Origin of the sequence: Blastomonas aquatica, from assembly GCF_014639875.1 — a bacterium.
GTDB lineage: Bacteria > Pseudomonadota > Alphaproteobacteria > Sphingomonadales > Sphingomonadaceae > Blastomonas > Blastomonas aquatica.
Genome location: NZ_BMGD01000009.1, coordinates 1 through 17,807 on the forward strand (window position 1 = coordinate 1; position 17,807 = coordinate 17,807).

The 17,807-nt window shown below is 60.3% G+C and carries 20 protein-coding genes; 12 read left to right on the forward strand and 8 right to left on the reverse strand.

Going from position 1 to position 17,807, the window contains the following annotated elements; genetic code table 11:
- Positions 1 to 92: 92 nt before the first annotated feature.
- Positions 93 to 803, forward strand: coding sequence for a DUF6118 family protein (locus tag IEW00_RS17060; protein ID WP_188515639.1), 711 nt, complete (start codon positions 93 to 95; stop codon positions 801 to 803).
- Positions 804 to 1,057: 254 nt separating this feature from the next.
- Here IEW00_RS17060 and IEW00_RS17065 read toward each other — a convergent pair whose 3' ends face one another.
- Entirely contained in the window at positions 1,058 to 1,528 is a 471-nt protein-coding gene (locus IEW00_RS17065) for a YciI family protein (RefSeq protein WP_188515640.1), read from the reverse strand.
- Between the two features lie 213 nt (positions 1,529 to 1,741).
- Positions 1,742 to 2,362 (reverse strand): TetR/AcrR family transcriptional regulator, encoded by a 621-nt coding sequence (locus IEW00_RS17070; protein ID WP_188515641.1) that lies wholly within the window; start codon positions 2,360 to 2,362, stop codon positions 1,742 to 1,744.
- Between the two features lie 74 nt (positions 2,363 to 2,436).
- On the opposite strand from IEW00_RS17070, the gene IEW00_RS17075 reads away from it, so the two are divergent.
- Complete coding sequence (locus IEW00_RS17075; RefSeq protein WP_229737117.1) at positions 2,437 to 2,871, forward strand: PaaI family thioesterase; 435 nt, start codon at positions 2,437 to 2,439, stop codon at positions 2,869 to 2,871.
- Positions 2,872 to 4,321: 1,450 nt separating this feature from the next.
- On the opposite strand, the gene IEW00_RS17080 is transcribed toward IEW00_RS17075, so the two are convergent.
- On the reverse strand, positions 4,322 to 4,678 hold the full coding sequence (locus tag IEW00_RS17080; RefSeq protein ID WP_188515643.1) for a hypothetical protein: 357 nt from the start codon (positions 4,676 to 4,678) through the stop codon (positions 4,322 to 4,324).
- Between the two features lie 470 nt (positions 4,679 to 5,148).
- Between IEW00_RS17080 and IEW00_RS17085 the strand changes: the two genes are divergently transcribed.
- Genes IEW00_RS17085 through IEW00_RS17100 form a run of 4 tightly spaced genes read left to right on the forward strand, consistent with a single transcriptional unit; the run spans position 5,149 to position 9,789 of the window.
- Positions 5,149 to 6,564 carry an efflux transporter outer membrane subunit gene (locus IEW00_RS17085; protein WP_229737118.1) on the forward strand — a complete coding sequence of 472 codons (1,416 nt, stop codon included), beginning with the start codon at positions 5,149 to 5,151 and terminating at the stop codon, positions 6,562 to 6,564.
- A complete protein-coding gene (locus IEW00_RS17090; RefSeq protein WP_229737119.1) occupies positions 6,561 to 7,874 on the forward strand; it encodes an efflux RND transporter periplasmic adaptor subunit in 1,314 nt (437 codons plus the stop codon). Before IEW00_RS17085 ends, IEW00_RS17090 begins: the two co-directional genes overlap by 4 nt.
- Complete coding sequence (locus IEW00_RS17095) at positions 7,871 to 8,593, forward strand: ABC transporter ATP-binding protein (RefSeq protein ID WP_188515645.1); 723 nt, start codon at positions 7,871 to 7,873, stop codon at positions 8,591 to 8,593. The genes IEW00_RS17090 and IEW00_RS17095 overlap by 4 nt, the downstream gene beginning before the upstream one ends.
- Positions 8,593 to 9,789, forward strand: coding sequence for an ABC transporter permease (locus IEW00_RS17100; RefSeq protein ID WP_188515646.1), 1,197 nt, complete (start codon positions 8,593 to 8,595; stop codon positions 9,787 to 9,789). The genes IEW00_RS17095 and IEW00_RS17100 overlap by 1 nt, the downstream gene beginning before the upstream one ends.
- Positions 9,790 to 10,154: 365 nt before the next feature.
- Here the strand turns inward: IEW00_RS17100 and IEW00_RS17105 are convergent, their stop codons facing one another.
- On the reverse strand, positions 10,155 to 10,640 hold the full coding sequence (locus tag IEW00_RS17105; protein ID WP_188515664.1) for a LysR substrate-binding domain-containing protein: 486 nt from the start codon (positions 10,638 to 10,640) through the stop codon (positions 10,155 to 10,157).
- Between the two features lie 56 nt (positions 10,641 to 10,696).
- Here IEW00_RS17105 and IEW00_RS17565 point away from each other — a divergent pair, with 56 nt between their 5' ends.
- Together IEW00_RS17565 and IEW00_RS17115 are read left to right on the forward strand one after the other, a co-directional pair.
- The gene (locus tag IEW00_RS17565; RefSeq protein ID WP_268235849.1) at positions 10,697 to 10,840 is read left to right on the forward strand and encodes a helix-turn-helix domain-containing protein; all 144 of its coding nucleotides are present in this window, start codon (positions 10,697 to 10,699) and stop codon (positions 10,838 to 10,840) included.
- Between the two features lie 91 nt (positions 10,841 to 10,931).
- A complete protein-coding gene (locus tag IEW00_RS17115) occupies positions 10,932 to 11,636 on the forward strand; it encodes a CPBP family intramembrane glutamic endopeptidase, BDIM_20840 family (RefSeq protein WP_229737125.1) in 705 nt (234 codons plus the stop codon).
- Positions 11,637 to 11,847: 211 nt separating this feature from the next.
- Here the strand turns inward: IEW00_RS17115 and IEW00_RS17120 are convergent, their stop codons facing one another.
- Entirely contained in the window at positions 11,848 to 12,951 is a 1,104-nt protein-coding gene (locus IEW00_RS17120) for an aldo/keto reductase (RefSeq protein WP_188515648.1), read from the reverse strand.
- Positions 12,952 to 13,052: 101 nt separating this feature from the next.
- Between IEW00_RS17120 and IEW00_RS17125 the strand changes: the two genes are divergently transcribed.
- Complete coding sequence (locus IEW00_RS17125) at positions 13,053 to 13,940, forward strand: LysR family transcriptional regulator (protein ID WP_188515649.1); 888 nt, start codon at positions 13,053 to 13,055, stop codon at positions 13,938 to 13,940.
- 363 nt (positions 13,941 to 14,303) lie between these two features.
- Here the strand turns inward: IEW00_RS17125 and IEW00_RS17130 are convergent, their stop codons facing one another.
- Together IEW00_RS17130 and IEW00_RS17135 are read right to left on the reverse strand one after the other, a co-directional pair.
- Positions 14,304 to 14,594 (reverse strand): UvrB/UvrC motif-containing protein, encoded by a 291-nt coding sequence (locus tag IEW00_RS17130; protein ID WP_188515650.1) that lies wholly within the window; start codon positions 14,592 to 14,594, stop codon positions 14,304 to 14,306.
- 2 nt (positions 14,595 to 14,596) lie between these two features.
- Positions 14,597 to 14,776, reverse strand: a complete 180-nt coding sequence (locus IEW00_RS17135) for a hypothetical protein (protein ID WP_188515651.1) — start codon at positions 14,774 to 14,776, stop codon at positions 14,597 to 14,599.
- Between the two features lie 99 nt (positions 14,777 to 14,875).
- On the opposite strand from IEW00_RS17135, the gene IEW00_RS17140 reads away from it, so the two are divergent.
- Positions 14,876 to 15,196 (forward strand): hypothetical protein, encoded by a 321-nt coding sequence (locus IEW00_RS17140; RefSeq protein WP_188515652.1) that lies wholly within the window; start codon positions 14,876 to 14,878, stop codon positions 15,194 to 15,196.
- A gap of 33 nt (positions 15,197 to 15,229) precedes the next feature.
- Entirely contained in the window at positions 15,230 to 15,589 is a 360-nt protein-coding gene (locus IEW00_RS17145; protein ID WP_188515653.1) for a hypothetical protein, read from the forward strand.
- Positions 15,590 to 15,750: 161 nt separating this feature from the next.
- Here IEW00_RS17145 and IEW00_RS17150 read toward each other — a convergent pair whose 3' ends face one another.
- Entirely contained in the window at positions 15,751 to 16,044 is a 294-nt protein-coding gene (locus tag IEW00_RS17150; RefSeq protein ID WP_229737121.1) for a hypothetical protein, read from the reverse strand.
- A 463-nt stretch (positions 16,045 to 16,507) separates the two neighbouring features.
- Here IEW00_RS17150 and IEW00_RS17155 point away from each other — a divergent pair, with 463 nt between their 5' ends.
- Positions 16,508 to 17,737: a Gfo/Idh/MocA family protein gene (locus IEW00_RS17155; RefSeq protein WP_229737122.1), complete on the forward strand. Its 1,230-nt coding sequence runs from the start codon at positions 16,508 to 16,510 to the stop codon at positions 17,735 to 17,737.
- The last annotated feature ends 70 nt before the right edge of the window (positions 17,738 to 17,807 follow it).

Here is a 17,807-nt window from a genome sequence, read left to right on the forward strand (position 1 = left end):
TGGACGCTATGAGCACGAAACCGCTGTCTCAGGACCTCCAGAAATCGCTCGGTCTCTCGCGTGGGTCGGGGATGGGGATGTAGCCACGCGGCATGGACGATACCGGACCTGATTTTTCCCCCGACGAAATCCCGATTGAGCAGGCGCTGGACGCTGTAGCCCGGCGGCTCGCCGGCGTTACCGCTGCGGTCGATGGGTTTGCTGAGCGGCAGCAGGATTTGATTGGGCTCGATTACAGCGAACACCTGGCGCTGATCCATCAGAGCTGCGAAGACCTGCGCGAAGCGATTAATGCTCTGGGGCAGAAGCCGGCGCTGACGTTGACACCGGAGATGATCGGTCGCCAGATTGAGACGGCGGGGCGGCAGGGTCGCAAGGATGCCGAAAAGGCTATTGAAGCCGTTCAGAGCAATCTGCTGCATGCAATCAGCATGCTCGCCAAGGTGACGGGTTCGGTGCGAACGGTGCGGAAGCAGAACCAATGGCTTGCCGTGGTTGCTGGTTTAGCTCTTATCTTGGGTGTTATGGGCGGGGCGATCATCCTGCCTGCGATCGACTGGGTGGTGCCAGAAGGCTGGCTGTGGCCTGAAAAGCGGGCAATGTCGGCATTGCGCCGTAGCGGGTGGGAAGCAGGAGAACGCTTGCTTCTGGTGGCCGATCGTGAGCGTTGGAAGGCTGTTCAGGCTTTGACGAGACTGTCAGAGGAGAATAGCGGTGCCATCGAGAGATGCGCTAGGCGCGCGGCAGACCGGAAACTCCGAAGCGTCGGCTGCACAATTGAGGTAGGGGCACGAGATTACTGATTTGCCCCATTTGAGCTCACCACTGGATCTCAAAGGCCGTAAAGTGATGCCCAGCATTGGATTGAACCTTCGGCAGCTTTGCGCCCCGATCCCAGTCATTAGGGGGCTGTGCCGCGTTTCCCAAAACCGGTCATTGCCAACGCGGGAGTTATGTCGGCTTTTGGCACAACATGCCAGGGCGCTCTGTGACCGCGGATGGGTGGATAGCTGATTGGCTGCTTCTAGATCAGGCCTGCTTGGAAACGGACATTTGTTTAGTCGCAGTTCGTCAGCGGGAACGCTCCTTTACCGGAAGCAACCTCCTTGACGTTCCATCGGGTCGATAGTTTTTCGACAGCAAAGTCGGCAAACGCATGAGCGGCTTTCAAATCCTCCCCATTGAAGCCAATCACGATTTGGTCGGTCGGCATACCGAGGTTGCCCGCTCCAAAGCTAAAGTCATCTCCATGCTGAGCACCGATGTTCACGGTTCGATCATTGAGCGGCACGTTTTCGTTGCCTGCAGCAAGGGAGGTTAGCTCTTGATGAGTGTCCGTGCTGCGATCGTAAAACTGCATCTGATGTTTATCGGAAGTCTCTCTCATGAAGTTTGAGAAGGCAGGGATCTCGCCAGGGTTTTCAAGGCGGAATGGAACCATGCGGAAGGGATGCTTTCCCTCAGCGCATCCACCAACTCCGATTATCGCAATTGCCAAAAACACGGTGCGGATCGGGAAAGGTCTCATGTGGTGGGAATGGCCTCATGTGGTGGGAATGGCCTCGCGTCTGGTTTGAGCGAGGATACCACAGAAGCACGAGCGGCAGAAATGGGGTCGTTTCAAGAAATTCTGGTTCTGGCGGAATCGTGGAGATATCTGCCTGACCGGTCTCGGGTGCGAACCCACCCGCTGCCGATGGCCGTTTATGGGTGGTTTTCGGAATGGCGGCAACCTGTCGTATCAGCCAGAGAGCCTGCCACTGGTAGCACTGGCGTAAGTCCGCGAAAGCAGGACGAGCTCATCCTCGAACTGCTGGGACAACAGGAAGTCTGCATCTTCCAACACGGCGGCTCGCATCGCGCCGAGCAGGGCACGGCTGAGTACAAAAAGCTGGATCCGATCAAGCGGAGCTACGCTCCGGCTCGCCATGCCCGCTTCAGCCCCGGCAAAGGCCGTCTGCAACTCTTCAGCTGAAAGCTGACCCAGCAACGCTAGCACCACCACTCTCCGCGCGCGCGTTCGTTCGCCGAAAGCGCGCAGAAAGGTTCGGATCGCTTGTCGGTCGGGAGCGAGACTGCCCGTTTGGGGACCCGGATCGATACTGAGTTGCGTGCCCACTCGCTCCATCTCGCGCCTGCCCATTTCCACCAAGATCGCATGTTTGTCCGGAAAATAGCGATAGATTGAGCCGATCCCCACACCGGCGCGTTCAGCTATGGCATTGGTGTTGAATCCGGCTTCGCCGGCGATCTCCAGAACCTGAGCCGCCGCCTCAAGAATCACGTCCATGGTTGCCATTGAGCGCTGCTGGCGCGGGCTAACTCTCTGCACTCGAACAACTTGTTCGGTCGTATCCGCCATGCCTTGCCCCTCCTCGAACTGGAGTAAGAAAAGCGGAGCTTTGCTCATATCGTTGTCGAAGTCGAGGATAGGAGATGACGATGACTTGGGCAAAAGAGCGGTTAGACGCACTTGTTGCGGGCACCGCGATTACTCCGCCGGTTGTGGAGACGCTGCGGCTTGGCACCCTTAGGGAATGGGGCGAAGGCTGGATCAAGAAGGATTGGACGCCAGCGCCTGAACTGCTGAATTCCGACGGCTCACTGTTTGGCGGCTACATAGCTGCCCTCGCTGACCAGGCACTCGCGTTTGCCGCAATGACCATGGTGCCGCCTGATGCCGCTTTTCGGACCATCAACCTCCAGGTAAATTTCATCAAGGTCGGCCGGGCGCACCCATTGTCGATCGAAGCTCGGGTCGTGGCGACTACAAAGCAGTTACTTACGGTTCGCGCCGATTTCCGCTCTGACGACGGAAAGCTGATCGCTGAAGCCTCCGCGCAGCAGCTTGTGGCACCATTCGGGAGCTGAGAACGGATAGCGATTCAGGGCCAATCGATCTGGTCCTGTATGCCAAGGACCTGACGCTTTTTTGGATGACCGCTTTGGAGATGGCTGCTGAATGGCGGCAGTTTGCGACGGATCGAAAAAATCGGCCTTTCGGCTTGCGACCCCAAAATAGCCATTCATATCTCGCACGCTGCCGACTAGGAGCCGCATCCCCATGGTATCAGAAGTCTAATTTGTTGAGTTCCAATCCTTGCGGGCGAAATTCTGATTGCTCGGAAATAGGACCGCTGAAAGTCTCTATCCAAACGCTGTCTGCTTTTGCAAGCCTCTGTATAAGCGCGTCATCTAGTTTTAAAGCCAAGGCTCTATCGTCGCATGATGTGCTCTCGACAGGCCCATTACCGATACGGATGCTGATAGAACCGTCGGTGTTACAATTCTGAGGAAGTGCACTTATCCTGTGGATGAATTCGCAGCGCCAATTCCCCTTCGTCTGTGCGGCTGATGACAATTTTCTTTTGGTATCCTTCGGGACCCTCTGCGGCTAGGGTTGCTGAACGTTCGGTCACCGTTCCGCGCATGCGGTCCTCATACGCGTTATATCGCCAGCCCGATTCTTCTGATGGGTCTGCGTTGCTTGCAGGCTGACAAGCCGCGAACAACAGCGGTGTCGGAAAAACGAAAATCAATAGCATAATCCTTTTTCGCTCCGACGGGATCTTTGCATTTCGGGCAGACCCTCTGTGTTTACGAAGAAAAGCAGCTCTCTTTGAAAATAGGGCACTGTACTTTTTCACGAACATCGGTTCTGTAACCTTTTCTTGGACTGCCTTCGGCCTCGATGCGCATTGGCCTTGGCGGCCTAGACTCTACCGTTAAATCGGTTGAAGATCAGTAAATTTGCCAGAAAAGGCCGCCATTCAGCTTGCCACCCACTTGCAGCCATGGGGTGCCCTGCGACCACTGCCTGAAAGCCGACTTGCGGCTTCATCCAGTTCGTGGCCGGGCCCTGCCATTCAACTACCGGCCCATCAACAGCCATGCGATCGGAAGAGATCGACATTTTTTGCTAGCGGAAAGCCCGTCAAAACGGATTGTTGTATTGCGGCAAAAATTGGCTCCTGCATCAGCGGCTAATGGGCCAACAGTTGACTTAGTCAGTCACAATTTCGGACTCAAACCCGCTTGAAATCAAATGGTTAGAAGAATTTTGGGGGCACAATTGGGGGCAAAGCCGGTGGTGAGGATAAGTTTAGCGTTTTAATTCAATTGTTTAAATAGATTGTGAGGGTCCCGTAAGCGCACCACCCTTCGACAAGGCAGATCAGCGGTTTCCAGCGGGAAGGGCGTTCCGGCATGGGGCGCTCGTGGGTCCTTGTTGGGCGCGCTTTGCGTTGGACCGGCGGATGGTCCACAATTGACGTTAAACTCGTTTTCCAATCGGCTCTGATCCATAGGTTAAGGGGAGTGCTTATGCTCGCAGCTTGCCGTACGCCTCTGTTGCAAACCAGTTGGTAACAAGTCCTCGAAAAGTTTTGTCATTCATGAATCGAGCGAAGATTTCTTCATTTTGATCCACGGGTTCCACGAAAAGCGCTTCGAGCAAATTCTTGAACAACAGTTCGAACTTCTCGCCCGGATTAGCGATTGCTGCCTGTCCTAGGCTCGCACCTGCCAAAGCAACTTCGACAAACCGGTGGAAGAAGAGTTGGTCCGCATTGTTGAAATCCGTGCCAAAGCGTTCATTGACTACATCAATCAGCCGGGAAAGCGGAACCTGCTCTTCATCAGCAATTTTGGACCCAACGGAAGACGGCCCGTCGAGCAACTTTACCGTCCCTTGGGAGCTTCCAGGCAAGGAATATGGCTGGCAGGCGGTGCAGCAGCCAGACTGTCGAGTAGGTCCTCGCCGAGCAACTGCTCTGACCGGAGGCAGCCCTCCGATGACCATATATACGGCAATCCACCGGCCCGTGCGGGCCGCGACGGCGCTCGTGCCAGATATCGAGGCAAACCGATCGCAGAAAGTCCAGAAGCGAAGCGATTGTCTGACGTGCATCGCGAGGGCGGACATATCTTCGACCAACGATACAATCGACGCGACGAAACCGCGTTGTGCGTGTAGGGGTGGGATGGTAGCACCACAGTGATTTCTATGTCGGCTCGCACATCATAGACTTGCCGAGAGGCATGGTTCTGAAACGCGCTCCGAAATAGGTAACTGCACAGGGGGCGCGTCTTGTTTCATAAGCGGCTGCAGGATCGCCCATAGTGGCAAGAAGTGTTTCTGGCCGGACTGTGGCCATCCTTGCTTCTCTGGCCACGCTGGGTCTGTCCGGATGCGCTTTGCCACGTGCTGCGCCGCCCTCCATCTCCAGCGCTCAAGCAATTCCGGACAGGTGGGTTCTCTCGGAGCCAACCGGGGCGGACATCCCGCTCGATCGCTACTGGGTGCTGTTGAACGATCCACTGGTCGAGGAATTCGTTGCTCGGGCGAAGAATGACAATCTCGATCTCGCGCAAGCCGTCACCCGCCTGCGTGCTGCGCGGGCGGGGCTGCGACAGGCGCGCGCTGACCGTGTTCCGACCATCACCGGTAGCGGCGGTGCGCGCCGTGATGTCGGCGATTTCGCAACCGATGATATCCAGTTGTCGCTCGGGGCCGATGCCGCGTGGGAAGTGGATCTGTTCGGGCGGATTGATGCATCCATCGATGCTGCGCGCGCTGATTTGCGGACAGCCGGATATTCGCTCGGCGATCTGGAGCGCGTGATCGTGGCGCAAGTGGCAAGCCAAGTGGTGACCGCGCGCTCGCTTGCGGCGCAGCTTGTCATCGCGCGCGAGACGCTCGCCAATCAGGAAGACAACCTCCAGATTGCACGCTGGCGCAACCAGGCGGGGCTGGTCAACAGCCTCGATGTCGAGCAGGCGCGCACGCAGCGAGCGCAGACGGCGGCGACCATTCCGTTGCTCGAGGGCGATCTGGTGGCAGTCGCGAACGCCATCTCGACCTTGATCGGCGAGCCCCCCGGCCGCGTCTATCGCGCCTTGATCGAGGCGCCGCGCGATGTTCCGGCACCGCCAACGCAGGTCGGGCTTGCCGTTCCAGCCGACATGCTGCGCCTGCGCCCGGATGTCAGCGCGGCCGAAGCCCGGCTCGCCGCCGATCTCGACCGGGTTGGTGTCGCGCGTTCGCAGCTTTATCCTTTGGTGCGGCTCAGCGGGACGATCGGCACCAGTGCAACCAATGTGAGCAGCCTGTTCGATCTGATCACCGCCAACATCTTTGCCAGCCTCAGCCAGCTGATCTTCGACGGCGGGCGGGTGCGCGGCCAGATCGAAGGCGCTCAGGCGGTTGCCGATGGGTCGCTGGCGGCTTGGCGGCAAAGCATCCTCGTCGCCCTTGAAGAGGTCGAGAGCTCGGCGGTGGATCTCGAGACGAGCGCATTGCGGGTCACCGCGCTGACCGAAGCCGCCGACGGCGCGCAGAACGCTGCATTGCTGGCGCGCAGCCAGTATCAGGCCGGGCTGATTGATTTCCAGACGCTGCTGGTGGTCGAGAGCCAGTTGCTGAGCACCCGGACAGCGCAGGTCAATGCCGAAGCATCGCGCGCTCTGGCCTTCATCAGCCTGGAGCGGGCGCTGGGCGGAGGGTGGTCGGTGCCGCAAGGCGCGGGTCTGGACGAACGTGCGGCAGGGGGACGAGCCGAGTGAACGAAACGAGCAATCTGGCCGAGCAGCCCAGCGTGGATGAATTTCTCGGCACCAAGCCGGCTCCGCGCTGGCGGCGCTGGATGAAATACTGGCTGCCAGGTCTTGTCATCGTGCTTCTGGTGCTGGCCATTGCGCAATGTACCAGCAAGGCGCCCGGGCCCGATTACATTGCCGTACCCGTCGTGCAAGAATCGCTTGCGTTGTCCGTCACGGCGACCGGCAACCTGCGCCCGACCAACCAGGTCGAGGTCGGCGCCGAAGTTACGGGCCCGCTCGACAGCGTACTGGTCGATGTCAACGATCAGGTGACCAAGGGGCAGGTCATCGCGGTGATCAATACCGAGATCATCGACCAGCAGATCGCTCAGTCGCGGGCCAATCTCAACGCAGCAAGCGCCGCGCTGGCGCAGGCGCAGGCGGTGCTGAACATCGACAAGGTACAGCTCGCGCGGCTCGAGGAAGTGCGCCGCCTGTCAGGCGGGCGTGTGCCCTCGCAGATCGAGCTTGAACAGGCCCAGGCCGCGGTCGAGCGCGACCGGGCAGCGGCCGCCTCCGCGCGTGCCAATATCGAAGCGGCCGAAGCACAGCTGAGGGGCAATCTCACCACCCGCACTCGCGCCGTGATCCGCGCGCCGGTCACCGGTGTGGTGCTTGCCCGCCGGGTCGAGCCCGGACAAACCGTGGTCGCCAGCTTCAACACCGTGACCCTGTTCGTGATCGCCGAAGACCTCTCCCAGATGCAATTGCGCGTTTCGGTCGACGAGGCGGATGTGGGCCAGGTCAAATCCGGCCAGCAATCGACCTTTACTGTCGATGCCTATCCCGGCCGCCGGTTCCCCGCAACAGTCGAACGGGTCGATCTGGCCTCGAGCAGCACAACCCAGGCGGGCACGGGCGGAACCGGGGCTACGGCTGCCAGCGGATCTGTGGTCAGTTACGAAGCGCGGCTCACCGTGCAGAATATCAATGGCCTGCTGCGCCCCGGCATGACGGCGACCGCAACGATCGCGACCCAGAACACCGGCAATGCGATGCTGGTGCCCAACGCCGCGCTGCGCTTCCGGCCCGAGACCGAGGAAGAAGCCGGTGGCGGTGTGTTCAACCCGCAGATCGGGCTTGAGGACCAGAAGCAGCAAGCCAGCATCGGCGAAGGCAGCCGCCAGCAGGTGCAGGTGCTGCAGGCCGACGGTACGCTCAAGGCAATCGACGTAGTCACCGGGCGCAGCGATGGACGGCGGACGGTCGTGCGCTCGAAGCAATTGAAGCCAGGGATGAAGGTCGTCACCGGAATCAAGGCGGCCGCCAAATGACGGCCGAACCCCTAATCCAGCTTGAGGGCATCACCAAGACCTTCGGTAACGGAGCGGCCGCGTTTCAGGCGCTGAAGGGGATCGACCTCACCATCGAGCGCGGCGACTTCGTGGCGATCATGGGCCCGTCGGGCTCGGGCAAATCGACCACCATGAACATCCTGGGCTGCCTTGATGTGCCCACCGGCGGCGTGTTCCGGTTTCGCGGGGTCGAGGTGCAGAAGCTCGATCGCGACCAGCGCAGCCTGCTGCGCCGCCGCTATCTGGGCTTTGTGTTCCAGGGCTTCAATTTGCTTGCGCGCACCACCGCGCTCGAGAATGTCGAGTTGCCGCTGCTCTACCGGGGCGAGAACAAGACCCAGCGGCGCGAATCGGCGTTGCGCGCGCTCGATCAGGTCGGGTTGGTGCCATGGGCCTCGCACAGCCCGTCCGAGCTGTCGGGTGGTCAGCAGCAACGCGTCGCCATCGCGCGCGCGCTGGTGACCCAGCCCGACGTATTGCTGGCCGACGAGCCGACCGGGAACCTCGACAGCGAACGCTCGGTCGAGATCATGCTGCTGCTGCAGCGCCTCAATGGCGAAGGCATCACCGTGCTGATGGTCACCCACGAGGAGGAAATGGCGGCCTATGCCAAAACCATCGTGCGCTTCCGCGACGGCCAGGTCGAGCGGATCGAGCACAGCGCGACCGCGCTGGCGCAAGCGAGCGGGCCTGCCTGATGTTCGGATCGACGCTCCTGCTGGCGCTGCGTGAAATCCGCCGCCATATCCTGCGCTCGATCCTGACGACGCTCGGGATCATCATCGGCGTTGCAGCCGTGGTGACGATGGTGACGCTCGGCAACGGGGTCACAGCATCAGTGCAGGAGGAGATTTCCTCGCTGGGGGCAAGCAACTTCATCGTCTTCCCGGTGCGCACCGATCGCGGCACGATTCGTCCCTTCGACGAGGCAGATGTCCGTGCGGTTGGGCAGCAGATCGCCGGGGTGACCATTGCGGCCGGCAATGTCGCCGCCAACGCCACCGCGTTCTACAACGGACAGGATTGGGACACGCGGGTGCAGGGGGTGAGCAACGCCTTTCTGGAAGCGCAGTCGATCAGCATCGAGGAGGGCCGCCCGTTCAGCGCCGACGAGGAACAAGCGGGCAAGAACGTCTGCTTGCTAGGCCTCAAGGTGCGCGATGCGATCTTCCTGCCGGGCACCAGTCCGGTGGGCGCACGGATGCGACTGGGCGGGGTGTCCTGCACCGTGATCGGCGTGATGGAAGAACGCGGCCAAGGCGGCAATGGCGCGGATGATGATGATACGGTCTATCTGCCGATCAAGAATGTCCAGCGGCGCTTTCGCGGCAACGACAACCTTGATTTCTTTGTCGTGAAATATGACACGGCCTATGCCGCATCGGCGATCCAGGATTCGCTGGTCGATTTGCTGCGTGAGCGGCGGCTGCTTCAGGATGGGGCGCCGAACGATTTCAATGTCATTGATACTGCGCAGGTCAATCAGGCATTGGGCGCGGTGACTGGCGCATTGACGGCGATGGTGGCGGTGATCGCGTCGATCAGCCTGTTGGTGGGCGGCATCGGGATCATGAACATCATGCTGGTTTCGGTGACCGAGCGCACGCGTGAAATCGGTATCCGCCTCGCCATTGGCGCGCTCGCCCGTGAAGTGCGGTTGCAGTTTCTGACCGAGGCGGTGGTGCTGTGCGCGCTCGGCGGTCTGGCGGGGATAGCTCTGGGGTTCGGCGCGTCAATCGGGCTTGCGGCAGTAATCGACGTGCCCTTCGTATTCGATCCGATGATCAACATCGTCAGCTTCGTGTTTGCCGCGGGCATGGGCATCGTGTTCGGCTACTATCCCGCCAGCCGTGCCTCCAAGCTCGACCCGATCGACGCGCTGCGGCACGAGTAGCAAAAATCACGCGCGTCACGGCCAAGCCCGTGCGGGCCAGCGCAATGCACGGACTCAAAACCGGCATGCAATACGGCGACACTGCTGTGTTTCCCCCAATATAGCGCCGCAGCCGTTGCGATCCGCCACAGGGCATCCCATGGCTTCGACTGGCTGGAATGCGAGATACGTCCCGCTCCACTATCATGCCACTCAAACGTTCGTAGAAGCGCAGCGCAGCATTGGTCGTCTCAACCACCCAGTGATGCAGACCGCGAGCAACACCTACGATCTCCAGGTGTTGAGCAGCCGACCGCAGAACGCTGGTCAGCGTTCGGCAAGACCTTGCTAGGCCCGGCGTGATCGGAGATGAGTGAATTGCCGACCTACGGTGAGAATTGGACGGAGGCACTGCCTATCTCTTCCATCAGCCAATTGCGGAATTGTCGCATTGCTGCGTTTTCGGGACGCGATAACAGGCGAGTGAGCCAGTAGCGGCCCACATCAACCTCAATCTGAAATGGTTGGACGAGCAATTCTGACGCGAGTTCGCGGGTGAGCATCCCCGCCGGCACCAGCGCGATGCCGAGACCTGCGGCGGCTGCGAATCCCATCAGCGCGGAACTATCGAAAACGGGACCGCGGAGATTCGGGGCGGCTACGCCAGCGGCGTTGAACCATAACGCCCATTCATCAGGGCGATATGAGCGCAATAGCTGCTCGTGGACGAGATCGGCGGGGGATTTGAGCCGTGCTGCAATTGCTGGAGCGCAGACCGGAGTCATTGGCGCCCTGAGCAGCGGTTCGGCATAGGTGCCGTGCCACGCACCGTCGCCGAAACGGATCGCGAAATCTGGCGCTTCGGCGACCAGATCGACGCGGTTGTCGTCTGCTGGAAGAACGCGATAACGAGGCCAAACTCATCACTATTGCGTTGGATAGCGGCTTTGCCTCGATCGCCAGCTTCAATCGCGCGTTCCGGGCTATTCAGGGATGCACGCCGAGTGAATACCGAACCGCAGCTCACCAGCCCGTCGCACGGGGGCCGCGCGCTGCGAAAGCCGGCTTTTGAGGAGCGAAATACCGCCTTCTGGGGAGCCAGATAGGATATCGGGAGCTAGACAGGGCGCGCACAACTAACGAAAGGCAAGCGCGTGAACGGAATGATCGGCCTGGCAGGAACACTCGCTCTTCTGCTACTGCTAGGAACAGCTCTTGGCATATTCGATCGCCGAAATTTCTCTCCCCGGTGGCTGCTGACGGCCGCGCTACTCGTCGCGATCAATGACGTCTTGCTGACCCGGTGCTACGGTTTGTTGCCCGACGTCATCGGAGGGGAATGGAACTGGCAGGGCAAGCTTGCCGCTTTTGCCGCCACGCTGGCCATAGCAGCGGCACCGGTCTTTGGTCTGCGCCGATCCGGCTTCACTTTGGCGCAAGCACCCGGCAGCCTTAAAGCGGCCCTGCCGGTAGCGAGTGCCTATTGCGGCTTCTTCGTGCTGATCGCCATTCTTTTCCCGTCAGGACAGGCCAGCGCGGAAGACGTCGCATTCCAGTTGACGATGCCGGGCGTGGAGGAGGAGCCGTTCTATCGCGGTATTTTGCTTTTCGCGCTCGATCAGGCGTTTCGAGCCAGGAAGCGGCTCCTTGGTGTCGACTGGGGCTGGGGCGCGGTGCTGTCGTGCTTTCTGTTCGGTATGACGCATGCCTTCGGCTATTCCGACGGTAGCTTCTCCTTCGATCCCGTCATCATGGCACTAACCGGCGTTCCATCCTTCATTGCCGTATGGTTACGCCTGCGGACAGGAAGCCTGCTGCTCCCCATTCTGCTTCACAATTTCGGCAACTCCTTTTCATTCCTCACTTAGCGTCTAGCGCGGCTTTTCGCCCAACGGCGGGTGATGGGCCCCGCCCTACGACTGGCAAGCATCACCTAAGTCGTGCGCGCGCAGAACTGATGCATGGGTGGACCTATACAACAATGTTGCCTTATCGTCCTTGTTCCTGTCGAAGTCATGCCAAAGTGTAAATGCAACACGAGCGATGCAGGCTTATGGGGGTACTGGATTGAGTGGTGCGTCAATGCTGGATATCGGCACCCCCGAAAACAATCTGATTGCGCGCTTGCGGTTGGAACAGACTATACAGAAACCCCTGGTTGCCGCTGCTGACTGAATCGAGAGTTGCCCGGTGCGCCTCGGGGAGCTCGAGCGCGAGCGCAGCGACATTGTCGATGACCTGATCGGGTCGGCTCACTCCCATCAGGGTAGATCCAACCCCTGGTGTGCCGATGACCCAGGCCAGTGCAATCCGCGCCGGTGTCTGATCCATCGCTGCTGCGACTTCACGCACCGCATCGACGATTTTCCAATTCCGTTCGGTGAACAGTGTGTCGCCAAAGGGATTGTCTCCATCGAGGCGTTTATCGGTTTCAGTTCGCGTGGCGCCGCCTGTTGCTCCCTTGTTGGGGACACCTCCTTCGCGTTTTGGCCCTGCTTCGACGGTCTCTCGGTCGTATTTGCCGGTTAGCAGTCCATACGCCAGCGGGCTCCACGGTATCAGGCCCATTCCTGTGGCACGCGCGAGCGGGAGGTGCTCGTTTTCTGGGCCGCGTTCGACCAGCGAGTAGAAGTATTGGAGTGCGATCGGCCCTGCAGACCCCTGCAGCCTGGCGAGTGTTACGATCTGTGCGACATACCAGGCCGGAGTGTTCGACAGCCCCCAATAGCGGATCTTTCCTGATGTCACGAGCGCGGTCATCGTGCGCAGCAATTCTTCGGGCGGGGTAACACCGTCCCAGACATGCACCCAGTACATATCGATGAAATCGGTCTGCAGGCGGCGCAGCGAACCATCGACAGACGCGATGATATGACGCGCACCATTGCCTCCGGCATGATAGTCACGGCCTGTCGCAAAGCCCGATTTGGTCGCTATCACCGTTTGAGCGCGGATTGAGTGCTCGGCAACAAACGCGCCAACCATCTCTTCCGACTGGCCACCGGAATAGACATCGGCCGTGTCGATGAAGTTTCCGCCGAGTTCGGTATAGGCTTGAAGCACGGCGCGGCTGCCAGCTTCGCTCAGTCCCCAGCGCGGAGTGCCAAATGTCATGGTGCCGAGCGCCAGCGGGCTGACGAGCAGGCCCGAACGGCCGAGCGGGCGATAGGTATCTAGGTTCATCCGTTTGATCTCCTTGCGGCGGTGTTGCCCAATAGATGGACGAAGAGACGCTTCAGGATTAGATGGTCATTGGCGCATGGGTCGCTGAAGGAAATTCAGCAATGGATCGGGATCGTTGGTCAGGTCTTGCGATATTTGCCGAGATTGTCGAGGCTGGTAGCTTTGCGCGCGCTGCTGAACGTATGGGGCTGTCGGCATCGGCATTGAGCCATGCGATGCGAACGCTTGAGGCAAAGCTGGGTGTCCGCCTGCTCGATCGCACCACACGGTCGCTGGCGCCAACCCCGGCAGGCGAGGCGCTGCTGATGAGCCTGAGGCCCGCGATCGCATCGGTCCAGCGTGCGCTCGACGATCTCGACAGGACGCGAGATACGCCGGCCGGCCGCATCCGGGTGAGTGCCCACCGCGTGGCTGCAGTATACGCCATCCTGCCGCGGCTAACGGATTTCGCGCGCGTTTTTCCCGATATTGTGGTCGAACTGGTCGTCGATGACGGCTTCGTCGATATCGTAGCCGAACGCTTTGATTGCGGCGTCCGGCACGCACAATCGCTGCAGGGCGACATGATCTCGGTCCGCATCGGCGATCCGGTGCCGCTGGTCTACGTCGCTGCACCCGGGTACCTTGAAAGGCGAGCCGCGCCAACCGCACCTGAGGATCTCGATGACCACCGATGCCTCTGCTATCGCTATACGTCTTCCGGAGTGGTTCACCGCTGGGGTTTTGAGCGTGATGGTCGGTCGTTCGAGCGCACGATCTGCGGCGATTTCACCACCAACGATGTCGATCTCCTGCGCGACGCTGCGGTCTCGGGACTTGGTATCGCCTGCCTGCCGCTGCCGCATGTTGCGGAACGATTGGCTACCGGGACTCTCGTCGAAGTGCTGTCAGGCTGGGCACCGACTTTGCCGCCAAACCATCTGTATTATCCAAGTCGCCGACAACCTACTGCCGCATTCCGACTGTTCATGGATGCCATGCGCGTCTGACTGATGGAAGCGCGACGCACTTCAAGGGCACCAACCTTGGTGCTGAACTGCTCGATGCGCTGTCGGGCGGCGATCACCGCATCGTCCTCGTCGGGCACAGCGCACGGGCGGTCTGGGTGAGCGAGTTCTTGGCAGCTGCCAAGGTGCGCGGCGCCATGCCACCGGGCGAGGTCGACTTCCTCGCCCCAGCCGCGCGGGCGAGCAAATTGGCCGTTACAGTTGCGCGCGCAAACACGCAGAGCGCCACTTTTCGCATCTTGACGATGCAGGACCGAAATGAGTGCCATGACCCGGTTCTGGTGCCATTGAGCGTTGCTTTTCCGGCGAGAGTGCACACAGTCATGGCATCGTATGCCGTTGTCGTTATCCTTTGCGCGGTTTGCGCGGAGCGGTCTGGCCAGATGTCATCGGATCTGGTTTTGGCGGCGGCTTCCAACCTATAGGGGGTGTTAAGCGCTGCTGGCTGGTTCCAAGGCCCATGGCACCCGGTTGCTGCCGTTCCACACCCGCCAAATCGGCCCGCTCGGCTTCTGATGCCGTGGCGCCACCGCGTATCAGGCTGATCTTGTCACGACACCGCTTTGCTTCCTCGAAGTCCAGGGCGCGTGCAGCAGCATCCATCTTCAGCTGCAGGTCATGTAGTGTTTCGGTCATCCTCATCTCAGCTTTTTGATCTGTAATCCGTCTGCCTTGGCGCGGTCCTTTACCGACTCCTCGCTACGAGTCAGCGCCTTAGCGATGGCCTTCAAAGGCATGCCCTTTTTCGCCAATGCGTGAAGTTTCTGGAGCTCTGCGCTGGTCCAGGGTTGTCGATGTCGTTCGAATTTTTCTGCCATAATTGTTGGTTAGTGGATCGTGAGCACAACGGCGAGCCTTTCGTGCAATCATCCACCTGCCCGGTGGTATGTGGTCATAGACCTGCTAGGCATTGCAGCATGACTAATATCCACAGACTTTCCGGAATCGTCGACGTCGGCGGGCTTCAATATGAGTGGGAGGTGCGCAGCGAGCCGCAGTGGAACGATTCCGAAGGCTGGAAAGGCGTGATCGTTGCCTTGCTGCAGAAGCATACCCAGCGCGAAGCCTTGCTGGAGTTTCCCCCACCGAAACGTTTGCTGAAAGGGATGCAGCGAGGCCGTCTCCAGATCAGCGACGCGATTGTATCCCGGGGAATTCAGGCAGCGTTGGATGCCGGCTGGGAGCCTGAGTCTCGCGGAAAGCCGATGGTTTTCACGGTCGATTCAGATGGCAACTAGCCTGAGGCTGCTCTACTGAGGCAGGAGAACAGGATGAGCATTTCGTCGAAAGCATGGAACAGCGAACACGTCCGCAAATGGCTCGAATGCCGCATTGAGGCGGCGCGTCTTGATCAGGCGGCGGCAGACAAGCGGGGGTATGGGGCACAGGACGACTATGACAAAGCCGCTGCAGAGGAATGGGTGTGCCGGAGCCTGAGGATGGTTGCCGACAACGGTGATCAGGTCGCGTTGGCCGATCGAATCAAGCAATTGCTCGGTCAGGAGGAGTATCAGGTCACGGGCATTTACGATGATCGCCGTTTCGAAAGATACGTTCGCGCTAACCTGAGGAAACTCGCCAAGATGACAAAGGCAAATCGGGGGTTCGAGAACACGCTGCGCTTTCAGTGAACCCGGCGTCACACTGACGTATGGCGTGTGTCTGCGGAGCTTTCGCGGTTAACGCCGAACAAGCGCGCACAGCGCCCCATTTTCGGGGCCACCTTTGACGTTGAGCCCAAGGACCGGTGAACGGTCGAGTTTGGCCCTTTGCGCTTTGTGGGCCGCAGGATCTATTCGTCGATCCCCGATTCAAGGGCCGCGCCGCTTTTCATGTCCAAATAGGCCTTCTCGCGTTCGTCGTGCGCAAGCGACAGGAGGTACCGGCTTGCCTCCTTGTAGGTCAAAAAAGGCCGCCCATCGACGATGATGGGAACGGTGCGGCCGTTGTAAATCCGGCATAGCAACCGCCGCTGCGTCCTGCCTAGCGATTGGGGGCGTTCTTCGATGATGTCGGCGTCCTCAGATAAGCAAGCCTGAGTGCCGCTACCACCGATACGGCCTACAGGCGATACCTTGGTTCGCATGCATGCCGTCATTCCCGGCGCAAAAAGCGCACATCAAAACCGCAATAAGCGGCATCAGGCTGCGCTACTGGAATGCCATGAAGTGGGACAGAGCTGTCGTTCGCTTGAGGTGTGTCTAGTGGCAGGTTTGTCCCACGATCGGACAGCCAAGTCTCACCCGACTAACTCGGTATGGCGACAGCAACGCGCCGTCTACCGCCGGTCCGGTTTCGATTGAAAATCAAATGAAGCGGCGTCTCGGGCGAATCTGTTTCACGGGCAGTAGCCTTGAAGAAAACTGCCATTGAGCCGTTTGGCTCGGATATTCTTGTCTCGGGCAGCGCGCCGTTCGGTTGGCATATAGCCAACAGGCCGGAACGTGGTGCTCCTGTGTCTGGCCCGTTGGGGCTGAGAATGCGAGAACACATTTGCCGCCCCGTGCGTTCGCACCTTTGTACGCGAAGCGAACAGCCGGAGACAAACCTTGGATATCACAGCCCTAACCCGCCGCCGTATGCTCCAGGTTGGTGGGGGCGGCGGCGCCGCCTCGCTTGCCGTCATGGCTGGTGGCCGTGCTTTTGCGCAGTCGAGGGGCGTCAGTGTTGAAGGCCAGCCTCTGCCGGAGGGTGTCAATTTTCCCGAGACGCCTCCGCGTCAGCGCCGCGCGGACAGCGTCGGCATCGCGGTCGTCGGACTCGGCGACTATGCGCTGAACCAGATGATGCCGCGGTTCGACCAGGCGGAGCGTGTCCACGTCGCCGCGCTCGTGTCGGGTAATCGCGACAAGTTGCGCCGCGTCGGCGAGGCCTATCGGGTCCCAATTGGTTCGCGCTACACCTACGACACTTTCGACCAGATCGCGCAGAATGACGGGGTCGATGCCGTCTACATCGTGCTGCCGAGCGGGTTGCACGCCGAATGGACCGAGCGCGCCTTCGCTGCTGGCAAGCACGTGCTCTGTGAGAAGCCGATGGCTCTCAACCCGGCCGAGTGCGAGCGCATGATCGCTGCGGGCCGCCGCGCTGGCCGCAAGCTGATGATCGCTTATCGGGTACATTTCGAGCCGCACAACGTGCGGGCCATGGAGCTGATGCGCGAAGGCGCGGTTGGTGATCTGCGCGCGCTACGCGCCGAGCAGGCAAACGTTTTCGAGCGCACGACGCCCAGCGAGAACTGGCGGCTCAATTCCGCGCTGGCGGGGGAAAGCCCACTTGAGGATCTGGGGATCTATGGGCTTCAGGCCGCGCTCTATCTGTCGGGCGAGATGCCTGAAAGCATCAGTGCGCAGAGCTTCCGACCCGCAGGCGATCCTCGCTTCGCGCAGATCGCGGCGTCCATGTCGTCTCAACTCCGTTTTCCCTCCGGGGCGATCGCGCAGCTGGCGACGTCCTACGATTCGCTCGGCAACAATTTCGTCGATGCGCATGGCACCAAAGGCGCGATCCTGCTCGATCCGGCAACCAGCTATTCCGGGCAGACGCTCAAGGTGGATGGCGGCGAGGGAAGGCCCCCGCGCATGCTGACACCTGGCGATCCCGAACAGCAATTCGCAGGCGAGCTCGACCATTTCGCGAGCGCCATCCGGGATGACAGCAAGATCATCGTGCCTGGCGAGATGGGCTTACGCGATGTTCGGCTGATAACCGCGATCAACCTTTCCGCCCGCGAACGGCAGACCGTGCGCCTCAACTCGGACGGAACGGTGCGAGGCTGAACCCGTGTGGCCTCAGAAGCAGCCGGTACGCCCAGCACCCATCTACGTCCAGCACCCATCACCGGTCATG

Excerpts from the sequence above, each read along its gene's own strand:
- IEW00_RS17075 (WP_229737117.1), top strand. The coding sequence starts at position 2,437 with ATGACGATGACTTGGGCAAAAGAGCGGTTAGACGCACTTGTTGCGGGC.
- IEW00_RS17060 (WP_188515639.1), top strand. The coding sequence starts at position 93 with ATGGACGATACCGGACCTGATTTTTCCCCCGACGAAATCCCGATTGAG.
- IEW00_RS17065 (WP_188515640.1), bottom strand. The coding sequence starts at position 1,528 with ATGAGACCTTTCCCGATCCGCACCGTGTTTTTGGCAATTGCGATAATC.
- IEW00_RS17120 (WP_188515648.1), bottom strand. The coding sequence starts at position 12,951 with ATGAACCTAGATACCTATCGCCCGCTCGGCCGTTCGGGCCTGCTCGTC.
- IEW00_RS17130 (WP_188515650.1), bottom strand. The coding sequence starts at position 14,594 with ATGACCGAAACACTACATGACCTGCAGCTGAAGATGGATGCTGCTGCA.
- IEW00_RS17135 (WP_188515651.1), bottom strand. The coding sequence starts at position 14,776 with ATGGCAGAAAAATTCGAACGACATCGACAACCCTGGACCAGCGCAGAG.
- IEW00_RS17150 (WP_229737121.1), bottom strand. The coding sequence starts at position 16,044 with ATGCGAACCAAGGTATCGCCTGTAGGCCGTATCGGTGGTAGCGGCACT.
- IEW00_RS17125 (WP_188515649.1), top strand. The coding sequence starts at position 13,053 with ATGGATCGGGATCGTTGGTCAGGTCTTGCGATATTTGCCGAGATTGTC.
- IEW00_RS17070 (WP_188515641.1), bottom strand. The coding sequence starts at position 2,362 with ATGGCGGATACGACCGAACAAGTTGTTCGAGTGCAGAGAGTTAGCCCG.
- IEW00_RS17115 (WP_229737125.1), top strand. The coding sequence starts at position 10,932 with ATGATCGGCCTGGCAGGAACACTCGCTCTTCTGCTACTGCTAGGAACA.
- IEW00_RS17140 (WP_188515652.1), top strand. The coding sequence starts at position 14,876 with ATGACTAATATCCACAGACTTTCCGGAATCGTCGACGTCGGCGGGCTT.
- IEW00_RS17145 (WP_188515653.1), top strand. The coding sequence starts at position 15,230 with ATGAGCATTTCGTCGAAAGCATGGAACAGCGAACACGTCCGCAAATGG.
- IEW00_RS17100 (WP_188515646.1), top strand. The coding sequence starts at position 8,593 with ATGTTCGGATCGACGCTCCTGCTGGCGCTGCGTGAAATCCGCCGCCAT.
- IEW00_RS17095 (WP_188515645.1), top strand. The coding sequence starts at position 7,871 with ATGACGGCCGAACCCCTAATCCAGCTTGAGGGCATCACCAAGACCTTC.